The 19,687-nt window shown below is 73.8% G+C and carries 20 protein-coding genes; 10 read left to right on the top strand and 10 right to left on the bottom strand.

All coding sequences use genetic code 11. The annotated features are described in order from the left end of the window. Window positions 1–8: 8 nt before the first annotated feature. The 3 genes from CFP65_RS34340 to CFP65_RS34330 all read left to right on the top strand — a co-directional run bounded on the left by CFP65_RS34340 (window position 9) and on the right by CFP65_RS34330 (window position 2,166). The gene (locus CFP65_RS34340; RefSeq protein WP_104819836.1) at window positions 9–329 is read left to right on the top strand and encodes a hypothetical protein; all 321 of its coding nucleotides are present in this window, start codon (window positions 9–11) and stop codon (window positions 327–329) included. 39 nt (window positions 330–368) lie between these two features. Beyond that, window positions 369–632, top strand: a complete 264-nt coding sequence (locus CFP65_RS34335; protein ID WP_104819835.1) for a hypothetical protein — start codon at window positions 369–371, stop codon at window positions 630–632. Between the two features lie 70 nt (window positions 633–702). Further along, complete coding sequence (locus tag CFP65_RS34330; protein WP_254552717.1) at window positions 703–2,166, top strand: MFS transporter; 1,464 nt, start codon at window positions 703–705, stop codon at window positions 2,164–2,166. 68 nt (window positions 2,167–2,234) lie between these two features. Here the strand turns inward: CFP65_RS34330 and purB are convergent, their stop codons facing one another. From purB to CFP65_RS34310, 4 genes are all read right to left on the bottom strand, one after another. Then, entirely contained in the window at window positions 2,235–3,665 is a 1,431-nt protein-coding gene (gene purB / locus CFP65_RS34325) for an adenylosuccinate lyase (RefSeq protein WP_104819834.1), read from the bottom strand. An 83-nt stretch (window positions 3,666–3,748) separates the two neighbouring features. Beyond that, window positions 3,749–4,192, bottom strand: a complete 444-nt coding sequence (locus CFP65_RS34320; RefSeq protein WP_104819833.1) for a MarR family winged helix-turn-helix transcriptional regulator — start codon at window positions 4,190–4,192, stop codon at window positions 3,749–3,751. Between the two features lie 100 nt (window positions 4,193–4,292). Next, a complete protein-coding gene (locus CFP65_RS34315) occupies window positions 4,293–4,685 on the bottom strand; it encodes a DUF3037 domain-containing protein (RefSeq protein ID WP_104819832.1) in 393 nt (130 codons plus the stop codon). Next, window positions 4,682–5,455: a HipA family kinase gene (locus CFP65_RS34310; protein WP_104819831.1), complete on the bottom strand. Its 774-nt coding sequence runs from the start codon at window positions 5,453–5,455 to the stop codon at window positions 4,682–4,684. The genes CFP65_RS34315 and CFP65_RS34310 overlap by 4 nt, the downstream gene beginning before the upstream one ends. A 189-nt stretch (window positions 5,456–5,644) precedes the next feature. Here CFP65_RS34310 and CFP65_RS34305 point away from each other — a divergent pair, with 189 nt between their 5' ends. Both CFP65_RS34305 and CFP65_RS34300 read left to right on the top strand, forming a co-directional pair. Continuing rightward, the gene (locus CFP65_RS34305; RefSeq protein WP_104819830.1) at window positions 5,645–7,003 is read left to right on the top strand and encodes an NAD(P)/FAD-dependent oxidoreductase; all 1,359 of its coding nucleotides are present in this window, start codon (window positions 5,645–5,647) and stop codon (window positions 7,001–7,003) included. Window positions 7,004–7,138: 135 nt separating this feature from the next. Then, the gene (locus CFP65_RS34300) at window positions 7,139–8,548 is read left to right on the top strand and encodes a glycoside hydrolase family 47 protein (protein WP_104819829.1); all 1,410 of its coding nucleotides are present in this window, start codon (window positions 7,139–7,141) and stop codon (window positions 8,546–8,548) included. A gap of 1 nt (window position 8,549) precedes the next feature. Here the strand turns inward: CFP65_RS34300 and CFP65_RS34295 are convergent, their stop codons facing one another. Both CFP65_RS34295 and CFP65_RS34290 read right to left on the bottom strand, forming a co-directional pair. Then, the gene (locus CFP65_RS34295) at window positions 8,550–9,698 is read right to left on the bottom strand and encodes a GDSL-type esterase/lipase family protein (protein WP_254552716.1); all 1,149 of its coding nucleotides are present in this window, start codon (window positions 9,696–9,698) and stop codon (window positions 8,550–8,552) included. 248 nt (window positions 9,699–9,946) lie between these two features. Next, window positions 9,947–11,299: an aminotransferase class I/II-fold pyridoxal phosphate-dependent enzyme gene (locus tag CFP65_RS34290; protein WP_104819828.1), complete on the bottom strand. Its 1,353-nt coding sequence runs from the start codon at window positions 11,297–11,299 to the stop codon at window positions 9,947–9,949. A gap of 34 nt (window positions 11,300–11,333) precedes the next feature. On the opposite strand from CFP65_RS34290, the gene CFP65_RS34285 reads away from it, so the two are divergent. Together CFP65_RS34285 and CFP65_RS34280 are read left to right on the top strand one after the other, a co-directional pair. Continuing rightward, window positions 11,334–11,990, top strand: coding sequence for a pyridoxamine 5'-phosphate oxidase family protein (locus tag CFP65_RS34285; protein WP_104819827.1), 657 nt, complete (start codon window positions 11,334–11,336; stop codon window positions 11,988–11,990). A 12-nt stretch (window positions 11,991–12,002) separates the two neighbouring features. Then, window positions 12,003–12,620, top strand: coding sequence for an FMN-binding negative transcriptional regulator (locus CFP65_RS34280; protein WP_104819826.1), 618 nt, complete (start codon window positions 12,003–12,005; stop codon window positions 12,618–12,620). A 17-nt stretch (window positions 12,621–12,637) separates the two neighbouring features. Here CFP65_RS34280 and CFP65_RS34275 read toward each other — a convergent pair whose 3' ends face one another. Next, a complete protein-coding gene (locus CFP65_RS34275) occupies window positions 12,638–13,969 on the bottom strand; it encodes a solute carrier family 23 protein (RefSeq protein ID WP_254552715.1) in 1,332 nt (443 codons plus the stop codon). Beyond that, on the bottom strand, window positions 13,948–15,069 hold the full coding sequence (locus tag CFP65_RS34270) for an aryl-sulfate sulfotransferase (protein WP_104819825.1): 1,122 nt from the start codon (window positions 15,067–15,069) through the stop codon (window positions 13,948–13,950). The genes CFP65_RS34275 and CFP65_RS34270 overlap by 22 nt, the downstream gene beginning before the upstream one ends. Before the next feature lie 134 nt (window positions 15,070–15,203). On the opposite strand from CFP65_RS34270, the gene CFP65_RS34265 reads away from it, so the two are divergent. The 3 genes from CFP65_RS34265 (at window position 15,204) to CFP65_RS34255 (ending at window position 18,087) form a co-directional block, all read left to right on the top strand. Next, entirely contained in the window at window positions 15,204–15,800 is a 597-nt protein-coding gene (locus CFP65_RS34265) for a helix-turn-helix domain-containing protein (protein ID WP_104821329.1), read from the top strand. 224 nt (window positions 15,801–16,024) lie between these two features. Beyond that, complete coding sequence (locus CFP65_RS34260) at window positions 16,025–17,359, top strand: sugar porter family MFS transporter (protein ID WP_371682559.1); 1,335 nt, start codon at window positions 16,025–16,027, stop codon at window positions 17,357–17,359. Beyond that, a complete protein-coding gene (locus CFP65_RS34255; RefSeq protein WP_104819823.1) occupies window positions 17,359–18,087 on the top strand; it encodes a dienelactone hydrolase family protein in 729 nt (242 codons plus the stop codon). The genes CFP65_RS34260 and CFP65_RS34255 overlap by 1 nt, the downstream gene beginning before the upstream one ends. Window positions 18,088–18,115: 28 nt before the next feature. On the opposite strand, the gene CFP65_RS34250 is transcribed toward CFP65_RS34255, so the two are convergent. Continuing rightward, window positions 18,116–19,090, bottom strand: a complete 975-nt coding sequence (locus tag CFP65_RS34250) for an alpha/beta hydrolase (RefSeq protein WP_104819822.1) — start codon at window positions 19,088–19,090, stop codon at window positions 18,116–18,118. Continuing rightward, window positions 19,087–19,665, bottom strand: coding sequence for a TetR/AcrR family transcriptional regulator (locus CFP65_RS34245; protein ID WP_104819821.1), 579 nt, complete (start codon window positions 19,663–19,665; stop codon window positions 19,087–19,089). The genes CFP65_RS34250 and CFP65_RS34245 overlap by 4 nt, the downstream gene beginning before the upstream one ends. Window positions 19,666–19,687 lie beyond the last annotated feature (22 nt).

Raw genomic sequence — 19,687 nt, 5'->3', positions numbered from 1 at the left:
AGAAAGCAATGCCCCTGAGCGCCCTGGGGCCCGACCCGATCGAGTCCTGCGGCTACAGCCTCGACAGCCTCTCGGCCCCGTTCACCGCCCTGTTCATCACCTGGACCGTTCCCGACCTGCAGTTCAGCCCGAGCCCGGCTGGCGTCAACCACTTCCACACCTTCGTCGGTCTCGGCTTCCTCGACCTGCACGTGGAGATGACGGTGAACACGGCGCAGAACGTCAGCTGCCAGCTGTGGGCGCAGAGCGTCGGGCAGATCAACCTCCCGGTCCGGCCGGGCGACGTGATCAGCGGTTCGCTCTGCCTCGACACCAAGCCGCCCGGCTGAGCGCACTACGTCCTGGCCAACGAGACCTCGCTGCAGACCATGAACTCCACCGTGGACACGGGGTTCCCGCCCGCCGTCACCATCAACGCGGGGATCACGCGCGGGGACCTCGACCAGCCCTTCCACCCACTGGCCCGGTTCGGGGTCGTCTACTTCGACGAGATCAGTGCCTACACCACCAGCGGCACCCGGCTGCTCACCTCGGGCGACGCCATCACCATGGTCGACGAGCACGGCGTCACGCTCGCCAGGCCCACCCGGCTCACCGACTACACCTTCAAAACCGTCTACGCGGGGCCCTGAGCCTGACGGCAGGTCAGGCAGGCCCGGCGAACGGCGTGCGCCGGGCGGTGCCGTGGAGGATGGTGGGGGTGTGACCAAGGGACTCGAACAGCACCAGGACGCCGGCGCCCTGCGCCTCGGCACGGCGCGGGGGCGCTGGGTGATCGCCGCGACCACGCTCGGCTCGGGGATGGCCCTGCTCGACGGCACCGTCGTCAACGTCGCCCTCCCCCGGATCGGCACCGACCTGGGCGCCTCGATCGCCGCCCTGCAGTGGACGGTCAACGCCTATCTGCTCACCCTCGCCGGGCTGATCCTGCTCGGCGGCTCGCTCGGTGACCGCTTCGGCCGCCGCCGGATCTACCTGATCGGCGTCGCCTGGTTCGCCCTCGCCTCCGCGCTCTGCGCCGTGGCCCCGAACGTCGGCGTGCTGATCGGCGCCCGCGCCCTCCAGGGCATCGGCGGCGCGCTGCTCACCCCCGGCTCGCTCGCCATGCTCCAGGCCACCTTCCACCCGGACGACCGCTCGGGCGCGGTCGGCGTCTGGTCCGGCTTCGGCGGCATCGCGGCCGCCGTCGGGCCCTTCCTGGGCGGTTGGCTGGTGGACGGGCCGGGCTGGCGATGGATCTTCCTGATCAACGTGCCGCTGGCCGCCCTGGTCATCGCCGTCACCACCCGCCACGTGCCCGAGAGCCGCGACGAGCAGGCCTCCGGCCACTTCGACGTCCGGGGCGCGGTGCTCGCCGCCCTCGCCCTCACCGGTGTCACCTACGCGCTCACCGAGGGCGGGCGCGGGTTCTCCGCCCTGGCCGGGGTCGCCGGGCTCCTCCTGGGCGCGGCCTTCGTGGTGGCGGAGCGGCGCAGCCCCGAGCCGATGCTGCCGCCGGAGCTGTTCTCCTCCCGCCTGTTCACGGCGGTCAACCTGGTGACGCTCTGCGTCTACGGCGCCTTCAGCGGGATCTTCCTGCTGCTGATGGTCCAGCTCCAGACCGTCTCCGGCTTCGCCCCGCTGGTCGCCGGTCTCGCCCTGCTGCCCATCACGTTGCTGATGCTGGCCTTCTCCGGCCGGGCCGGTCAGTTCGGCCGCAGGGTCGGGCCCCGCCTGCCGCTCACCCTGGGGCCGCTGGTCTGCGCGGCCGGGGTGCTGCTGATGCTGCGGATCGGCCCGAGCTCCTCCTACTGGCTGGGCGTGCTGCCCGCCGTGGTGGTCCTCGGCTGCGGCATGACCGTCCTGGTCGCCCCGCTCACCGCCACCGTCCTGGCCGCCGTCGAGGACCGCCGCGCCGGCATCGCCAGCGGTGTCAACAACGCCGCCGCCCGCGCCGCCGGCCTTCTCGCCGTGGCCGCCCTCCCCGCCCTGTCCGGCCTCTCCGGCGACTCCTACCAGGTCCCCACCGAGGTGGACGCGGCCTTCCGCACCGCCATGCTCATCTGCGCCGCCCTCCTCACTACCGGAGCCCTCCTGGCCGCCCTCACCATCCGCAACCCCCGGACGCCGGCCCCCACCCCCGACTGCACCTGGTACTGCGACAGCACCAACCCCCCACTCGACTAGGGCATGCGAAAGGGGCGCGGGGAACTGCGCGACCGACCACGCACCTCCCCGCGCCCGCAAATCAGGACCTACAGAATGTCCCCGGGAGCGTACGAAGCAGCCTCCGGATACCGGTCCGCAACCTCCGCGATCTGCTTCACGAGAGCGTCCACCTGCGCCCCCGCGGCCCCGGTGAACGAGATCCGGTCGGCCAGCAGCGCGTCCAGCGCGGCCCGGTCCAGCGGCATCCGCTCGTCGGCGGCCAGCCGGTCGAGCATCGCGTTCTCCCGCACGCCCTCCCGCATCGCCAGCGCCGCCGCCACCGCGTGCTCCTTGATGACCTCGTGCGCGGTCTCGCGACCGACGCCCGCGCGCACCGCGCCCATCAGCACCTTGGTGGTCGCCAGGAACGGCAGGTACCGGTCCAGCTCGGCCTCGATCACGGCCGGGAAGGCGCCGAACTCGTCCAGCACGGTCAGGAAGGTCTCGATCAGCCCGTCGAACGCGAAGAACGCGTCCGGCAGCGCCACGCGCCGCACGACCGAGCAGGAGACGTCACCCTCGTTCCACTGGTCACCGCCGAGCTCGGCGGTCATCGAGGCGTACCCGCGCAGGATGACGGCGAGGCCGTTGACCCGCTCGCAGGACCGGGTGTTCATCTTGTGCGGCATCGCCGAGGAGCCGACCTGGCCGGCCTTGAAGCCCTCGGTGACCAGCTCGTGGCCGGCCATCAGGCGAATGGTCTTGGCCAGGCTGGACGGGCCGGCGGCGAGCTGGACCAGGGCCGTGAGGACCTCGAAGTCCAGCGAGCGCGGGTAGACCTGGCCGACGCTGGTGAAGACGTTCTCGAAGCCGAGGTGGCCGGCGACCCGGCGCTCCAGCTCGGCGAGCTTCTCGGCGTCGCCGCCGAGCAGGTCGAGCATGTCCTGGGCGGTGCCGACCGGGCCCTTGATCCCGCGCAGCGGGTAGCGGGCGATCAGCTCCTCCAGGCGGCGGAAGGCGACCAGCAGCTCGTCCGCGATCGAGGCGAACCGCTTGCCCAGCGTGGTGGCCTGCGCGGCGACGTTGTGCGAACGGCCGGCCATGACCAGCTCGGCGTGCTCGGCCGAGAGGCGGCCGAGGCGCACCAGCACCGAGACCGTGCGGGCCCGGACGTGCTCCAGCGACTGGCGGATCTGCAGCTGCTCGACGTTCTCGGTCAGATCGCGGGAGGTCATCCCCTTGTGGATCTGCTCGTGGCCGGCGAGGTCGCTGAACTCCTCGATCCGGGCCTTGACGTCGTGCCGGGTCACGCGCTCGCGCGCGGCGATCGAGTCGAGATCGACCTGGTCGATGACCCGCTCGTAGTCGGCGACGGCGTTCTCGGGCACCTCGATGCCGAGGTCACGCTGCGCCTTCAGCACGGCCAGCCAGAGCTGCCGCTCCAGCACCACCTTGTGCTCGGGGGACCAGAGGTGCGCCAGGGTCGCCGAGGCGTACCGGGAGGCCAGGACATTGGGGATCTGGGGCTTCGCGCTCACGCTTCGCAAGCCTAACAGTCCAGCTCAGCCACCCCGCGCGCGACCCCGCCGCAGGCCTGCCCGCGCCGGCTACTGCCCGCCGACTACTGCCCGCCGGTGAGCAGCGGCAGCACCTGGCGGCAGAGCCGCCCCAGCGCCTCGCGCTGCTCCTCGTCCAGCGAGCCGAAGGCCTCGTGCGCCCGGGTCATGTCGGCCCGGATCGCCTCCAGCGTCCGCGCGCCCGCCGGCGTGATGGTCACGATCTTCACCCGCCGGTCGGCCGCGGCGGCCTCCCGCCCGGCCAGCCCGAGCGACTCGAGGCGGTCGACGATGCCGGTCACGTTCGAGGCGTCACAGCCGAGCCGGCCGGCCAGCGCCCGCATCGGCACCGGCTCCTGCACGGCCTTGAGCGCCTTGGCCTGCGAGGAGGTCAGCCCGTGCCGGGCCGCGGCGGCGGCGAAGTCGTGGAAGTACGCCGTGCCGACGGCGGCCACCGCCTCCATCAGGTCGGCAGTGGTCGGAACACCCGGGGTGAGAGTGGAGCCCATGAGCCCAGCGTACGCGCACATGCTTAAGCGACTCCAGCTTTGACCCGCCCAAGCTTCCCGCGCGCCCCCTGCCCCGGCGCACCCCCGCTCCCGGAAGCGACTACAGCACCAACTGCTCGAACAGCCGCCGCAGCTCCGCCTCCGGATCCGCGGTGAACCCGGTGTGCACCGGCCCGGGCTGCACCACGGCGCTGCGCGGCGCGGTGAGCCAGCGGAACCGCTGCCCCGGGCTGTCCCCGGCCGCCGGGCCCGCCGCCGGGCCGCCCGCGCAGACGGCCTCCACGCCGTGCAGGGCCCGCCGCACGCCGGCCACGTCGGCCACCGGGTCGAGCGCGAGCAGCCGGCTCTGGTCCAGGTGGGTCCGGGCGCCCAGGTGCTCGTGCCGCCGGCAGTAGAGCAGCACGCCGATGTTCACGCACTCCCCCCGCTCGACCCGGGGCACCGCCCGCAGCACCGCGTACTCGTACTCGTACAGCTCCACGGACCCGCTCACTCCGCGACCTCCACCAGCTCGATCAGCTCCGGCAGCCACACCGACCGCCCCTCCCACCGCGCCGTCACCTGCTCGACGTACGCGGCCCGCACCGCCTCCGGCGTCTCGAAGCCGGGCTCCTCCACGAGCCAGACCTCGGGGATCGCGGCCACGGCGGCGGCCAGCGCGGCCGGCACCAGCGGCGCCAGCTCGGCCTCGGCCGCCGCGAGCGGGCCGGCCGACCGGCGCAGCGCGTGGTCGGAGGCGTCGTAGGGCTTCAGCCGCCAGCCCTGGGCCCCGGGCCAGTGGTGGTGGAAGATCAGGCTGGCGCCGTGGTCGATCAGCCGCAGGCCGCCGGTGGCGACCAGCATGTTCGGGTTGCGCCAGGAGCGGTCCACGTTGCCGATCAGCGCGTCGAACCAGAGCACCCGGGCGGCCAGCTCCGCATCCACCTCGAAGCAGAGCGGGTCGAAGTTGAGCGCCCCGCTGACGTAGGCCATGCCCAGGTTGCCGCCGCCGCTGGCCCGCATCTGGTCCTGGATCATCACCTCGGGCTCGCTGCGCGCGAGCACCGGGTCGAGGTCGAGCAGCACCAGCTCGGGCACCGGCAGGCCGAGCCCCCGCCCCAGCTCGCCGGCCAGCACCTCGGCGATCAGCGCCTTGCGGCCCTGCGCCGCGCCGACCCACTTGAGCACGTAGAGCCGGTGGTCGTCCCCCTCGACGAGCCCGGGCATCGACCCGCCCTCGCGCAGGGGTGTCACGTACCGCACCGCCGTCACCTCATGAAGCATCGGGCCAGCCTATCCACCCTTTCCCCCCGCTCCCGCGCCCCGGCGCCCGACACCGCCTCAGCCGGCCTTGCGTCCCCCCTGCGCGGCACTGCGGTGGCAGGCTCAAGGGGGCCGTGCCAAGGTGACGAGGAGTTGTCCTGTATCCCGTGGGCGTACCGCGCACGGGCTGGCACGGGTAAGGGATGGACGATGGAGCGACCGAGAATCCTGATCGTCGGCGGCGGATTCGCCGGGCTCGAGTGCGCGCGCCGCCTGGAACGCAAGCTCGCCCCCTCCGAGGCGTCGATCTCGCTGATCGCGCCCTTCAGTTACCAGCTCTACCTGCCACTGCTGCCGCACGTCGCGGCCGGCGTGCTCACCCCGCAGTCGGTGGCCGTCTCGCTGCGCCGCTCGCTGCGCCGCACCCACATCATCCCGGGCGGCGCGATCGGGGTGGACCCGCGTTCCAAGGTCTGCGTGGTCCGCAAGATCACCGACGAGGTGGTGGCGGAGAAGTACGACTACCTGGTGCTCGCCCCGGGCAGCGTGACCCGCAGCTTCGACATCCCGGGCCTGACCGACTACGCCCGCGGCATGAAGACGCTGGCCGAGGCGGCCTACGTCCGTGACCACGTGATCGCCCAACTCGACCTGGCCTCGGCCACCTTGGACCAGCGCGAGCGCGAGTCGCGGCTGCAGTTCGTGGTGGTCGGCGGCGGCTACGCCGGCACCGAGACGGCGGCCTGCCTGCAGCGCCTCACCACGGCCGCGATCCGCCGCTACCCCCGGCTCGACCCGCAGCTGATCAAGTGGCACCTGATCGACATCGCCCCGAAGCTGATGCCCGAGCTCGGCGACAAGCTCGGCACCACCGCGATGAAGATCCTGCGCGAGCGCGGCATCGACGTCTCGCTCGGCGTCTCGGTGGCCGAAGTCGGCGCCGAGACGGTCAAGTTCACCGACGGCCGGGTGCTGCCCAGCCGCACCCTGATCTGGACGGCCGGGGTCGCGGCCAGCCCGCTGATCAACACCCTGGACGCGGAGACGGTGCGCGGCCGGATCGCGGTCACGGCCGAGATGCGGGTGCCGCAGTTCGAGGGCATCTTCGCCCTCGGCGACGCGGCGGCCGTGCCGGACCTGGCCAAGGGCGACGGCGCGGTCTGCCCGCCCACCGCCCAGCACTCGGCCCGCCAGGGCAAGGCGGTGGCCAACAACCTGATCGCCGCGCTGCGCAACCAGCCGCTGGAGCCGTACTACCACAAGGACCTCGGCCTGGTCGTCGACCTCGGCGGCAAGGACGCCGTCTCCAAGCCGATCGGCATCGAACTCAAGGGCGTACCCGCCCAGTTGGTGGCCCGCGGCTACCACCTGATGGCCATGCGCACCAACTCGGCGAAGTTCCGGGTCGGCGCCAACTGGCTGCTCAACGCCACGGCCGGCGACGACTTCGTCCGCACCGGATTCCTGGCCCGCCAGCCCGCCCGCCTGCGCGACTTCGAGTACACCGACGCCTACCTGACCAAGGACCAGGTCGCCGCACACGCCCAGTCGCTGCTCTCCAAGGGCTGATCCGGGCCCACCGATCGGGTGAAACCACCCGGCAGCCCCATTCCGGCGCTCCCGTCCTGACCTGGGCGGGAGCGCCGACACGCGTACCCGGCCGGTGCTCGGCCCGGCCGCGCCCCGGCGCTAGCCTCCAGCGCCATGCGACCGCTCCCCCACCCCCGCCGCCGGACCCTGCTCGGCGCCGCCGCCGGCCTTGCCACCGCCACCGCCGTGCTCCCCGGCCCGGGCGCCCGGGCGGCCGGACTGCCCGCCGACGCCACCGCGGCGGCCGAGGTGCTGGCCGAGTTCCGGCACGCCTGGGAGGGCTACAAGCGGGCCGCCTGGGGGTACGACGAGGTGCGGCCGGTCTCCGGCACCCGGCACGACTTCTTCGCCGACGGCCACACCTTCGGGCTCTCCATCGTCGAGGCGCTGGACACCCTGTGGCTGATGGGTCTGGACGAGGAGGTCAAGCTCTCCGCCGACTGGATCGAGCAGCACTTCGACCCGGCCCAGGACACCGAGGTGCAGCTCTTCGAAACGGTGATCCGCCTGGTCGGCGGCCTGCTCGCGGGCTACCTCTGCACCGGCCGCCCGGCCCTGCTCACCCGCTGCCGCCAGCTGGCCGACCGCCTGCTGCCCGCCTTCACCAAGTCACCGACCGAGCTGCCCTACCGGTACGTCAACCTGCGCACCGGCGCGGTCTCCGGCACGGTCAGCCCGCTGGCCGAACTCGGCACCAATCTGGTCGAGTTCGGCCTGCTCTCCCGCCTGACCGGCGACGACAGGTACTGGAGCTGCGCCAAGCGGGCCACCCGCGCGGTGGTGGCCCGCCGCTCCTCGCTCGACCTGCTCGGCACCTCCCTGGACGTGGAGTCCGGCCGCTGGGCGGACACCACCTCCTGCGCGCCCAACCCGCCGGTGGACTCCTTCTACGAGTACCTCTGGGCCGGCGCCGAGCTCTTCGCCGACGACGAGCTGCGCGGCTGGTACCGGATGCTGACCGCCGCGGTGCTGCGCCACCAGGCCCAGCGGCCGAACGGCCACCTCTACTTCGCCCAGGTCGACTACGCCACCGGCGAGACCACCGGCCGCCGGCAGTCCGAGCTCGGCGCCTTCTACGCCGGCCTGCTCGGCAAGGGCGGCGACCTGGCCACCGCCCGGGAGTACTACCGCAGTTGGAGCCTGACCCTGGACCGCTACCCGGTGCTGCCGGAGGTCTTCGACTACGACTCCGGCCAGGTCCTGGACACCCGCAACGACCTGCGCCCCGAGTACGCGAACTCCGCCCTCGACCTCTGGCGCCTCACCGGGGAGGCCGAGTTCAAGCAGACCGCCTACCGCTACTTCCAGGGCCTGCGCTCCGGCCAGCGCGTGCCCGGCGGCTACACCGTGGCCCGCGACGTGACCACCTCCCCGATCCACCTGGGCGATCTCACCCCGGGCTACCTCTTCGCGGAGAACTTCAAGTACCTCTACCTGCTCTTCGCGGCGACGCCGCGCTTCGACTACCGCACCGGCCTGCTCTCGACCGAGGGGAAGCTGCTGCGCGGCGCCGTCCGTCGCTGAATCAGCCCAGGTACATCCCGGAGCCGTCCCGGCCGGGGGTGTTGCGGCAGGCGTGGTTGCCCGGGCTGGCGTACTCCAGGCTCAGGCAGCGGCCGAGGGCCTGCTGGCCGTAGTAGTTGGGGTGCATCGACTCCTGGACGGTGCCCTGGCTGGCGCTCATCCCGGCGTCCACGAAGCGGGCCCACTCGCTGGTGCTGGCGGAGGGGGCCGAGCTGGTGGTGGCCATCCGGGCGGAGGTGGAGCAGACCTCGCGGCCCTGGAACACGTCCCGCAGGTCCAGGAACTCCGCGCCCTCGGCCGAAGCCACGGCGGCCAGGTGGTCGGAGATCTCCGGGATCACGGTGTCCCGGGCCCAGTCGGCGTCCTCGTCCCAGAACGGGCAGCCGCCGGTGGAGGCCCGGCTCCAGCCGCTCTCGGGGTAGCGCATCTCGCTGCTGCGCGGGATGGGCGAGGGGTACGACTGCAGCACCAGGCGGTAACTGCCCTGTGCGTAACCCGCGTTGGCCATCACCGTACGGATCGACTCGATCGACCGGGCCACCCCGGCCATCGCCGAGTCCATCTTGGCGTCGATCGCGGCCTGCTGGTCGTCGTGGCAATAGGAGTACCAGATCAAATAATCCTTGGCGCAGGTGGTGATCACGTCCGAGAACCCGAGGTCGTTGCCGCCGATCGAGAGCGTGATCAGCTTGACGTTGTTCGCGGCGGCCACCCCGGCCAGCTGGTCGGCCTGCGGGGCCTCGCCCTTGTACGACTGGCCGCCGTCGGCGGCGCGGAGCACGTTGGCGGTCACGGCGCCCGAGCAGGCCAGGTTGAGCTGGGTCTGGGCGATGCCGGCGGTGCGGATCTCGGAGCCGTCCGAGCGGTCGCACCCGCTGGCGTAGGTGGCTCCGTAGACGGCTGCCGGATTGTACGAACTGCCGTTCCAGGCACGGTCGGTGCCGTCCCGGCTGCCGGCGGTGTCGTCGCCGTTGCCCTTCCAGCGGCCGGCCTCGCCGGAGATGTAGCTGTCGCCCATCGCGACACTGGCGGTGGGGCCGGTCGCGGCGTGGGCCGGGGTGGCGAGCGCGACGGCCGGCACGGCCAGGGCGCCGGCGGCCAGCAGCGGGAGGACGGTGCGACTGAGGCTTCTTCGGGGGGAAGTGAGCACGGCGGAACTCCTGCGGACGGCCTCCCCGCGTGGGGTCGGAGAGGCTCGGGTGAGGGTGGGGCCGCCGGCCGGTGGCGCGATGAATGTGACATGCGCGCGCTTGTTACCGCTAGGTATCTCACACGGAAAACTCGCTGCGTTACCGATGAGTACGCCCCCGTTAGTCCGTACCACCGGTAACGCAGCACTCCGTGCCCAACCCCACACGCACCGCGCCGAGTTGAAGATCAACTCGATCCGGGCGGCACTCAGCTCAGCCGCGAGTGCCCTACCGCCGAGCCGAGCACCGAGGCCAGGTCGGCCGCCAGCCGCGTCGCCTCGGCCGGGCTCAGCTCCGCCACGGTGATCCGCACCCCGGGCGGCGACTGGAGGCGGAACCGCGCCCCGGGCGCTACCACCCAGCCGTGCTGGACCAGGGCCGCCACCACCCCGGACTCCTCCGGCACCGGCACCCAGACGTTCAACCCGCTCTCCCCGTGCGCCCGGATGCCCCGCTGGGCCAGCGCGGCCAGCAGGGCCGCCCGCCGCTCGCGGTAGGCGGCGGCCACCCGGCCGGCCGGCGCCGCGTCGGTGCGCCAGAGCTCGGCCACGGTGTGCTGGAGCAGCAGGCTGACCCAGCCGGTGTCCAGCCGCTGGCGCCCGAGCACCCGGGCCACCACGTCCGGCTCGCCGCACATCACCGCCAGCCGCAGGTCCGGCCCGTACGCCTTCGAGGCCGAACGCACCACGGCCCAGCGCGCCAGGGTGAGCACCCCGCCCGGCCCGACGGCCAGCGACTCGTACGGCTGGTCGACCATGCCGTGCCCGTGGTCGTCCTCGATCAGCACCGTCTCCGGGTGGGCCGCGAGCACCGCGCGCAGCTCGGCGGCCCGCCGGGCGGTCAGCGCGGCGCCGGTCGGGTTCTGCGCGCGGACGGTGACCACGGCGGCCCGGGCCCCGGCGGCCAGCGCCTCGGCCAGCGAGGCGGGCAGCGGGCCCTCGTCGTCCAGCAGCACGGGCACCGGGCGCAGCCCCAGCGCGGGCAGCAGGTCGAGCAGGCTGCCCCAGCCCGGGTCCTCGACGGCCACGGTGTCGCCGGGGCGCAGCTGGGTGGTGAGCACCCGCTCGATCGCGTCCAGCGAGCCGGAGCAGACGGCGAGCTCGCCCTCGGGGGCGCCGTCGGCGCGGAAGGAGGCGCCGGCCAGCGCGAGCAGGGCGGGGTCGGCGGGCGGGGCGCCGTAGAGCACCGGCGTGCGGTCGGCGGTGGCGGCCGCGACGGCCAGCGCGGGGGCCAGGGCGGGCAGCAGCGCCGGGTCGGGGTTGCCCAGCGAGAGGTCGCGGGCGCCGGGCGGCACCGGGATGCGGACCTGGTCGCGCGGGGTGGTGACCGGCCGGGGCCGGACCCGGCTGCCCTTGCGGCCGGCGGTCTCGATCACGCCCCGGTCGCGCAGCAGCCGGTAGGCGGCGGCCACGGTGTTGGGGTTGACCCCCAGCTCGCCCGCGAGGTCGCGCAGCGGCGGCAGCGCCGCCCCGGGCTGGAGCCGCCCGGCGCCGACGGCCCGCTCGATGTCGGCCGCGATCTCATTGGCACGCCGACCTGTGATCCGATAGTCTCCTAGCACAAAAGCAATTATGCACTAGTACATAGAGGCTGTCATGTCGGACACCGCTGCCCCCTACTCCCGCACCGACCGCACCACCCCCACCCGGTACCGCGACCGCGCGAGCTGGGAGCGCGAGGCGATCCACGCGGTCCTGGACAGCACCTTCCTCTGCCACCTCGGCTTCATAGCCGACGGCGCGCCGGTGGTGCTGCCCACCCTGTACGCCCGGGTCGGCGACCGCCTCTACCTGCACGGCTCCACCGGCAGCCGCCCGCTGCGCGGCGCCGGCGAGGACGAGGGCCTGGCGGTCTGCGTCACGGTGACACTGGTGGACGGCCTGGTGCTCGCCAAGTCCGCCGTCCACCACTCCGTCAACTACCGCTCGGTGGTCGCCCACGGCACCGCCCACCAGGTCACCGACCCCGCCGAGCTGGCCGTCGCGCTGGACGCGCTGGTCGACCAGGTGGTCCCGGGCCGCTCGGGCGACGTGCGCCGCCCCAGCGCCAAGGAGATCGCCGCCACCGCCGTGGTCCGGCTCCGCCTGGACCAGGTCTCCGCCAAGGCCCGGGCCGGCGGCGTACAGGAGGACGAGGCCGACCACGACCTCCCGTACTGGGCCGGCGTGCTGCCCGTGGCCACCGTCCAGGGCACCCCCGAGCCGAGTCCGTACACCACCGTCGCCCTGCCCGCCTACCTGCACACCGTCTGAGGAGCCACCACCATGCTGATCCGCACCTGGGACCGGGGCACCGAAGAGGAGTGGCGCGGCTGGATCGCCGCCGGCCGCGACTTCGGCCTGCTGGCCGCCAACGCGCCGGCCGGCGGCGGCCCGGTGCTCGTCCCCACCCACTTCCTCCTCGACGGCGACGAGATCCTGCTCCACCTGGCCACCCCCAACCCGATCTGGGCCGCCCTGCGCGCCGACCCGCACGTGACCCTCAGCGTCACCGGCGACTACGCCTTCGCCCCGGGCCACTGGCGCGGCGAGCCCGGCACCCCGACCAGCTACTACACCGCCGTCCACTTCCACTGCACGGCCGAACTCGTCGACGGCGCCCAGGCCAAGGCCGACATCCTCAACCGCCAGCTCGCCCACTTCCAGCCCGAGACCCCCGAGGACCGCGTCGTCCCCGGCCAGGCCCCGTTCGGCCCCCAGCTCTCCGGCATCCGCGGCCTGCGCCTGGCCATCGACCGGGTGGACGCCAAGTTCAAGTACGACGACAAGAAGACCCCGGAGCAGCAGGCCGCCATCGCCGACCAGCTCGCCGCCCGCGGCTGCCCCCTCGACGCCGCCGCCCGCACCCAGCTGCTGCGCCGCCTCGACCGGCGCACCGGCTGAGCGGCCACCCCGGCCGCTCAGGCCGGGGCGGCCCCGGCCCCGCTCCGGTGCGTCCGGGCGGTGGCGAGCAGGGCGTGCAGCAGGACGGCGGTCAGGGTGCCCATCACCACGCCGCTGCCCAGCACCGGGCGGATCCAGCCGGGGAAGGCCCCGTACAGCGCCGGAGTCACCACCGGCAGCAGCCCGGCCGTGACCGCCAGGCCCGCGATCAGCGCGTCCGGGCCCTCCCAGCAGCGGGCCTTGCCGAGCATCTCCACCCCCATCACCGTGATCACGGCGTAGACGGCCAGCGCCGCTCCCGCCACCACGGCCGGCGGCAGCCCCGCCACCAGCCGCGACAGCGGCGGGATCAGACCCGCGACGATCAGCAGGCAGCCGGCCCCGGCCGTCACGTGGCGGCTGCGGACTCCGGTGAGCCGGTTGATCCCGATGTTCTCGGCACTGGTCACCATGGTCGGCGTCCCGAGGAACCCGCCGAGCAGGGAGACCAGCGCATCGGCGCGGGCGAGCCTCGGGACGTCCCGGCGCAGGTCCGGCTCCTCGCTGTTGAGGACGGTCTGCCCGGTGGCCTCGGCCAGCGAGGTGAGGCTGAAGAGCAGCAGCGGCAGGGCCGCCGGCAGGTCCAGCACCGGGGTGCCGAACGGCATCAGCCGCGGCAGCGCCGCTCCCGCGCCGGTGGCCGGGGCGAAGCTGCCGAGCCCGAGGGCCACCGTCAGCCCGGTGCCGCCGACCAGGCCGATCAGCACCGCCGACTGCCGCCAGGCGCCGCGCAGCCAGCGGTGGGCCAGCAGGATGACCGCCACCGTGAGCGCCGCCGCGCCCAGGGTCCGGGGGGCCGCGCTGCCGCCCGGGCCGGTCAGCAGCTGCGCGGTGACCCGCACCATGGAGATCCCCACCAGCAGGACGGTCACGCCCATGACGGCCGGCGGGAAGAGGCGGACCACCCAGCGGTACCAGGGGGTGACGGCCAGCAGCAGGGCCGCCGCCAGCAGCACCGAGCCGGAGGCGACGGCCGGCCCGTGGTCGCGCCCGATCTGGACGAACAGCGCGGTGGCGGCCCCGCCCGGCAGCATCACGAACGGCAGCCGGGCGCCGAAGCCCCGCACACCCAGCGACTGGAGCACCGACCCCACCCCGGAGAGCACCAGCGCGGCGCCCAGCAGCGAGGAGGTCTGGCTCGGCGTCAGGTGCAGCGGAGCCGCGATCAGAAACACGGTCGCCACCGGCGCCGCCGCCATGGCGAGCACGTGCTGGAGGGCGAGCGGGAGCAGCCGCCGCAGCGGCGGCCGCACCTCGGCGGCGGCCACGGCCGGGCGCTGCTCGGCGGTCACGGACGGCCCGTCAGCCACGGGATCTCCTCGGGGGCGTAGCGGTAGGCGCGGAAGACGGCGTTCGGCTCGGCGGGGAAGAGCTTGCGGACCTCGTTCTCGGTGTAGGCGCCGAACTGCGGGATCACGTACTCCCAGCAGAGGTAGCCCTCCGGGGTCACCTCGAAGAGGCGCCCGGCCGGCGAGTCGGTCACCAGGGTGTTGCCGTTGGCCAGCCGCTGGGCGGAGCCCATGAAGGGCGCGAAGAAGGACTCCCGGGCCGGGTCCTGGTACTCCCACACCACCTCGCCGCTCTCCCGGTCGATCTCGACCACCCGGGAGAAGGGCACGTCGTGGCCGGGGCGGAAGACGCCGTTGTCGAAGACCAGCAAGCGCCCGTCGGCCAGCTCGGTGGGGTGGTGCTGCTGCGCGAGGGTGCCGGGCGCACTGCGCCAGAGCACCTCCCCGGTGGCCCGGCTGATCACCACCACCGCCGAGACGCTGCGCAGGCTGGCCAGCACGTTGCCGTCGGCCAGCGGGGTCACGCTGTTGACCAGGGGCCAGTGCTCCCGGGCGTAGTCGGGGTGCAGCGGGTACTCGGCCCGGTCCAGGTGGTCGGCGGCCCGCCAGTGCCAGCGCACGGCGCCGTCCTCCCCCACCTCCGTGATGGTGTCGGCCCACACCGTCGTGCCGCCGGCCTCCGAGCCGGGGACGCCGCCGAGGACGGACTCCGCGGCCGGCCCCCGCAGCGGCTCGACCCCGGCGTACAGCACCCCGCCGCCGTCGAGGTGCTGCGCGTCGTGGTGCTGGCGCGGGTCGCGGTGCTCCCACAGCACCGTGCCGTCGGGTGCGGCGCGGAGCATCACCCCGCCCCGGTACTTGTGCCACATCGGGAAGAGCGAGTCCTCCCCCGGGAGGACGCCGTTGTAGGCCAGCGCCCCGCCCAGCAGCCGGGCGTGCCGCCCGGGCCGGTAGGGCAGGCGCCACCGGTGGGCGGTCACTCCGTGCAGGTCCACCAGGTGGACCTCGCCGCCGCCGGTCAGCGGGGCGTAGAGGGTGTAGCCGGGGAACGCGGCATCCGGGTCCAGGGCGATCAGCCCCGTCCCCCGGCGGCGGCGCTGGTTCTGGTCGACGCGGGGCATCGATCACTCCTGTCAAAGTTCTTTTGATGAAATCAAAGTTTTTTTGATCGTAGGAGCGTCATGTGACGGGCCTGTTGCAGCCGTACGAAACCTGCCCGGGGCGACGTAGGGTGGCGGCGGGAAGGGGCGTGATCATGAGCAGTGCGGAGCCTGGAGCGCGGGCCACCGGGGGCGGGCCGAAGCAGCCGCGGCTCGGCGGGGCGGTCCGCCGCCGACGGCGGGCGCTCGAACTGACGCTGGACCAGGTGGCCGGGCGCACCGGGCTGTCCGCGCCGTTCCTCAGCCAGGTGGAGAACGAACGGGCCCGCCCGAGCATGCGCTCCCTCCAACTGATCGCGGACGGGCTGGAGACCACCGCGGTCGAACTCCTGGCCGCCGCCGAGGAGGTCGACCGCGGGGTCGACCTGGTCCGGTCCGGGGAACAGGCGGGCCTGGCCCCGGAGGCCGGGGTCCGGCCGCTGGTGCGCGGCCGCCGCCGCCTGCACGCCCTGGAGTTCACCGGCGGCCACCCGGGCGACCGCGAGTTCCGCCACGAGGGCGACGAGCTGATGTACGTCGCCGACGGCTCGGCCGAGGTCGAGGCCGACGGGCACCACCACCAGCTGCACCGGGGCGACACCCTCTACCTGGCGGGCGGAGTGCGGCACCGCTGGCGGAGCACCGACCCCGACACCCGGATCCTGCTGGTCGCGGTCTCCGACCACGCTCCCGGTGCTCCGCCCACCGCCTGACCCCGGGTCGGTGGGCCGTCCGGGTAAAACGGGGGCAGGCCGCGGCGGCCCGGCGCGCGGACGGGGTGTCAGGCTGCTGCAATGGGAGGCCGGAGCCTTGTCCATCCGGCCGAGAGGGTGGGCCGCCGCACCGTCAGGAGCTCGCCGTGTCCACCTTCTCCCCAACCCGGTCGGGTGCGGAGGCCCATCTGGGCCACGTCGTCTTCATCTCGGCCGCCGCCGCCATGGGCGGCTTCCTGTTCGGTTACGACAGCGCCGTGATCAACGGCGCGGTGACGGGCATCCAGAAGCACTTCGGCGTGGGCAACGGCGAGACCGCCTTCGTGGTCGCCATCGCCCTGCTCGGCTCGGCGGCCGGCGCGGTGGTGGCCGGCCAGCTGGCCGACCAGTTCGGCCGGGTCCGCACCATGCTGCTGGCCGCCACCCTGTTCGCGATCAGCGGGGTCGGCTCGATGTTCCCGCCCAGCGTGCAGGTGCTCGGATTCTGGCGGGTGATGGGCGGTGTCGCCATCGGCATCGCCTCGGTGATCGCCCCCACCTACATCGCCGAGGTGGCCCCGACCGCCTACCGCGGCCGGCTCGCCTCCTTCCAGCAGCTGGCCATCGTGCTCGGCATCACCGTCTCCCAGCTGGCCAACTACGCGCTCAACCAGGCGGCCGGCGGTGACTCCACCGGCCACCTCGGCGGCATCCAGGCCTGGCAGTGGATGCTCGGCGTGGAGACCATCCCGGCCCTGGTCTACGGCGGCCTCGCGCTCGCCATCCCCGAGTCGCCCCGCTTCCTGATCGCCAACGGCCGTGAGGCGCAGGCCCGCAAGGTGCTGCGCGACGTGGAGGGCGAGAGCGTCGACCTGACCGCCCGGGTGGCGGAGATCCGCTCGGTGCTCGACACCGCGCACAAGCCGCGCCTGAAGGACCTGCTCGGCGGCCGGTTCGGCCTGCTGCCGATCGTCTGGATCGGCATCGGCGCCTCGGTCTTCCAGCAGTTCGTCGGCATCAACGTGATCTTCTACTACTCCTCCTTCCTCTGGCAGTCGGTGGGCATCAACGAGTCCAACTCGCTGCTGATCAGCCTCTCCACCTCGATCGTCAACGTGATCGGCACCGTGATCGCGATCGCCCTGGTCGACCGGATCGGCCGCAAGCCGCTCGCCCTGGCCGGCTCGGTGGGCATGGCCCTCTCGCTCGGCCTGGCCGCCTGGGCCTTCTCGCACCGGGTCGGCACCGGCGACACCGCCACCCTGGCCAACAGCTACGCGACCACCGCCCTGGTCGCCGCCCACGTCTTCGTGCTCTGCTTCGCCTTCTCCTGGGGCGTGGTGGTCTGGGTGCTGCTCGGCGAGATGTTCCCGAACAAGATCCGGGCCCTGGCCCTCTCGGTGGCCGCCTCGGCCCAGTGGATCGCCAACTGGGCGATCACCGTCACCTTCCCGGACCTCGCCGACTGGAACCTCTCGGCCACCTACGTCATCTACGCGGCCTTCGCGCTGCTCTCCATCCCGTTCGTGGCCTTCTGCATCAAGGAGACCAAGGGCCGCGCGCTGGAGGAGATGGGCTGATGACCGACGCCGCCCAGGGCACCGACCAACTCCCCGACCCGAACCCCCGACAGAACGTCACCTTCCCCAGCGGCGGCGGCACGGCCCACGGCCACCTCGCGCTGCCGCCCGGCAAGCTCGGCCCCGGCCTGGTGGTGATCCAGGAGTGGTGGGGCCTCACCAGCCACATCGCCACCATGACCGAGCGCTTCGCCGCCGAGGGCTTCGTCGCCCTGGCCCCGGACCTCTACGGCGGCACCACCACCCACGACGGCGCCCGGGCCGCCGAGCTCAAGCGCACCCTCCCGGTCGAGCGGGCCGCCCGCGACCTGGCCGGCGCCGTCGACTTCCTGCTCGACCTGCCCGAGACGGTCGGCGACGCGGTCGGCGTGGTCGGCTTCTGCATGGGCGGCGGCTTCGCCCTCACCCTCGCCGCCCAGCAGGGCGACAGGGTGGCCGCCGCCGTCCCCTTCTACGGCCTGCCCGGCGACCCCGACTTCGACTACCGCGGCCTCACCGCCCACGTGCTCGGCCACTTCGCCGAACGCGACCGCACCCTCCCCGTCGCCGCCGTGGACGAGGCCGCCATCCGGATCGGCGAGGCCACCGACCTCCGCCCCGAGATCCACTTCTACCCGGCCGGGCACGCCTTCATGAACGACGAGAACCCGCTCGGCAACTACGACGGCCTCCAGGCCCGGATCGCCTGGCAGCGCACCCTCAGCTTCCTCTGGGCCCACCTCGGCTGACGGCCCCGACGGCTCCCTGCGGCGGCGCTCAGCCCTCGTGCAGCGCCGTCCGGAGCGCGTCGACCGCGAGCTCGCGGGCGAGGCGGGCGGCGCGGGTGTGGCGCAGGCCGTCCAGCAGCAGGAAGTCGTGGACCGTCCCCGCCACCCGCACGGCGGTCACCTCGACCCCGGCCTCGCGCAGCCGGTCGGCGTACCGCTCGCCCTCGTCCCGCAGCACATCGGCCTCGGCGGTGACCACCAGGGTGGCGGGGAGGCCCCGGAGCTGCTCGAGCGAGGCCCGCAGCGGGGCGGCGTGGTGCTCGGCCCGCCGGGCGGGGTCGGCGGTGTAGGCGTCCCAGTACCACCGCATGCCCTCGCGGGTGAGGTACCAGCCCTCCGCGAACCGCAGGTAGGAGGGGGTGTCGAAGTCGGCGTCGGTCACCGGGTAGAGCAGCACCTGCGCCTTGAGGCCGAGGCCGCCGCGCTCCTTGTTCATCAGCGCGAAGACGGCAGCCAGGCACCCGCCGGCCGAATCGCCGGTGACGGCCGTCCGGGAGGCGTCCAGGCCGTGCTCCGCCCCGTGCTCCGCCAGCCACCGGCCGACGGCGTGGACCTGCTCCACCTGGGTGGGGTACCTCGCCTCCGGCGCGCGGTCGTACACGGGGAAGACCCCGGCGGCGCCCGCCCCGACGGCCAGTTCGCGGAAGAGCCGGTCATGGGTGCGGTCGTCCCCGAAGACCCAGCCGCCGCCGTGGATGTGGAACACCACCGGCAGCACGCCGGTGGCTCCCTTCGGCCGGATGATCCGAACGCGGACGGTGCCCCACTCCCCGGCGTCGACCACCACCCACTCCTCGTCCACCTCGGGCCTGGGCACCCCGGGCTTCGACTGCAGGCGCAGCAGGATCTCCCGCCCCCGCTCGGGCGCCACCCGGTGGATCTGCGGGTGCGCGGCGGCGGCCTCCACCAGCGCCCGCGCGGCGGACTCCAGGCGGGGCGTGATCGGCGGGGGCAGCGCGGTCACGGCGACACCGCCAGCAGCGCCCGGACGGCGCCCCGCACCTGACCGGCCACCAGCTCGGGGGTGGCGGCGTCCAGCTTCCCGTCCAGGTGGAGGAAGGCCAGCCCGTGCACCACGGCCCACACCCCGGTGGCCAGGGCCTCGACCTCCGCGGCCGGGAAGACCCGGTGCACGATGCCCCGGACGTACTCCCGCATGGCGGCGGTCGCCGCCGCCCGTTCCTCGTTGCCCGGGTCGCAGGGCTCGGCGAACATCACCCGGAACAGCGCCGGACGGTCCAGCGCGAACCGCACGTAGGCGACCGCGACCTCCGCCAGCTCCTCGGGCGTGGCCGGAGCGGAGTGCACGGCCGCCAGCTGCGCGCCGAGCTCCACGTAACCCTCCGCCGCCACCGCCGAGACCAGCGCCTCGCGGTCCGCGTAGTGCCGGTACGGCGCGGTCGCCGACACCCCCGCCCGCCGAGCCACCGCCCGCAGCGACAGGCCCGCGCTGCCGTCCTCCTCCAACAGCTCCCGCGCGGCGCGCAGGCATGCGGCGCGCAGATCGCCGTGGTGGTACGAGGCGTTCGCCTGTGGCATGGGTCACCCACTCCGATGTTTG

Origin of the sequence: Kitasatospora sp. MMS16-BH015 (assembly GCF_002943525.1) — a bacterium.
In the GTDB taxonomy this organism is placed as follows: domain Bacteria; phylum Actinomycetota; class Actinomycetes; order Streptomycetales; family Streptomycetaceae; genus Kitasatospora.
This window is presented reverse-complemented; position numbering and strand designations above follow the sequence as displayed.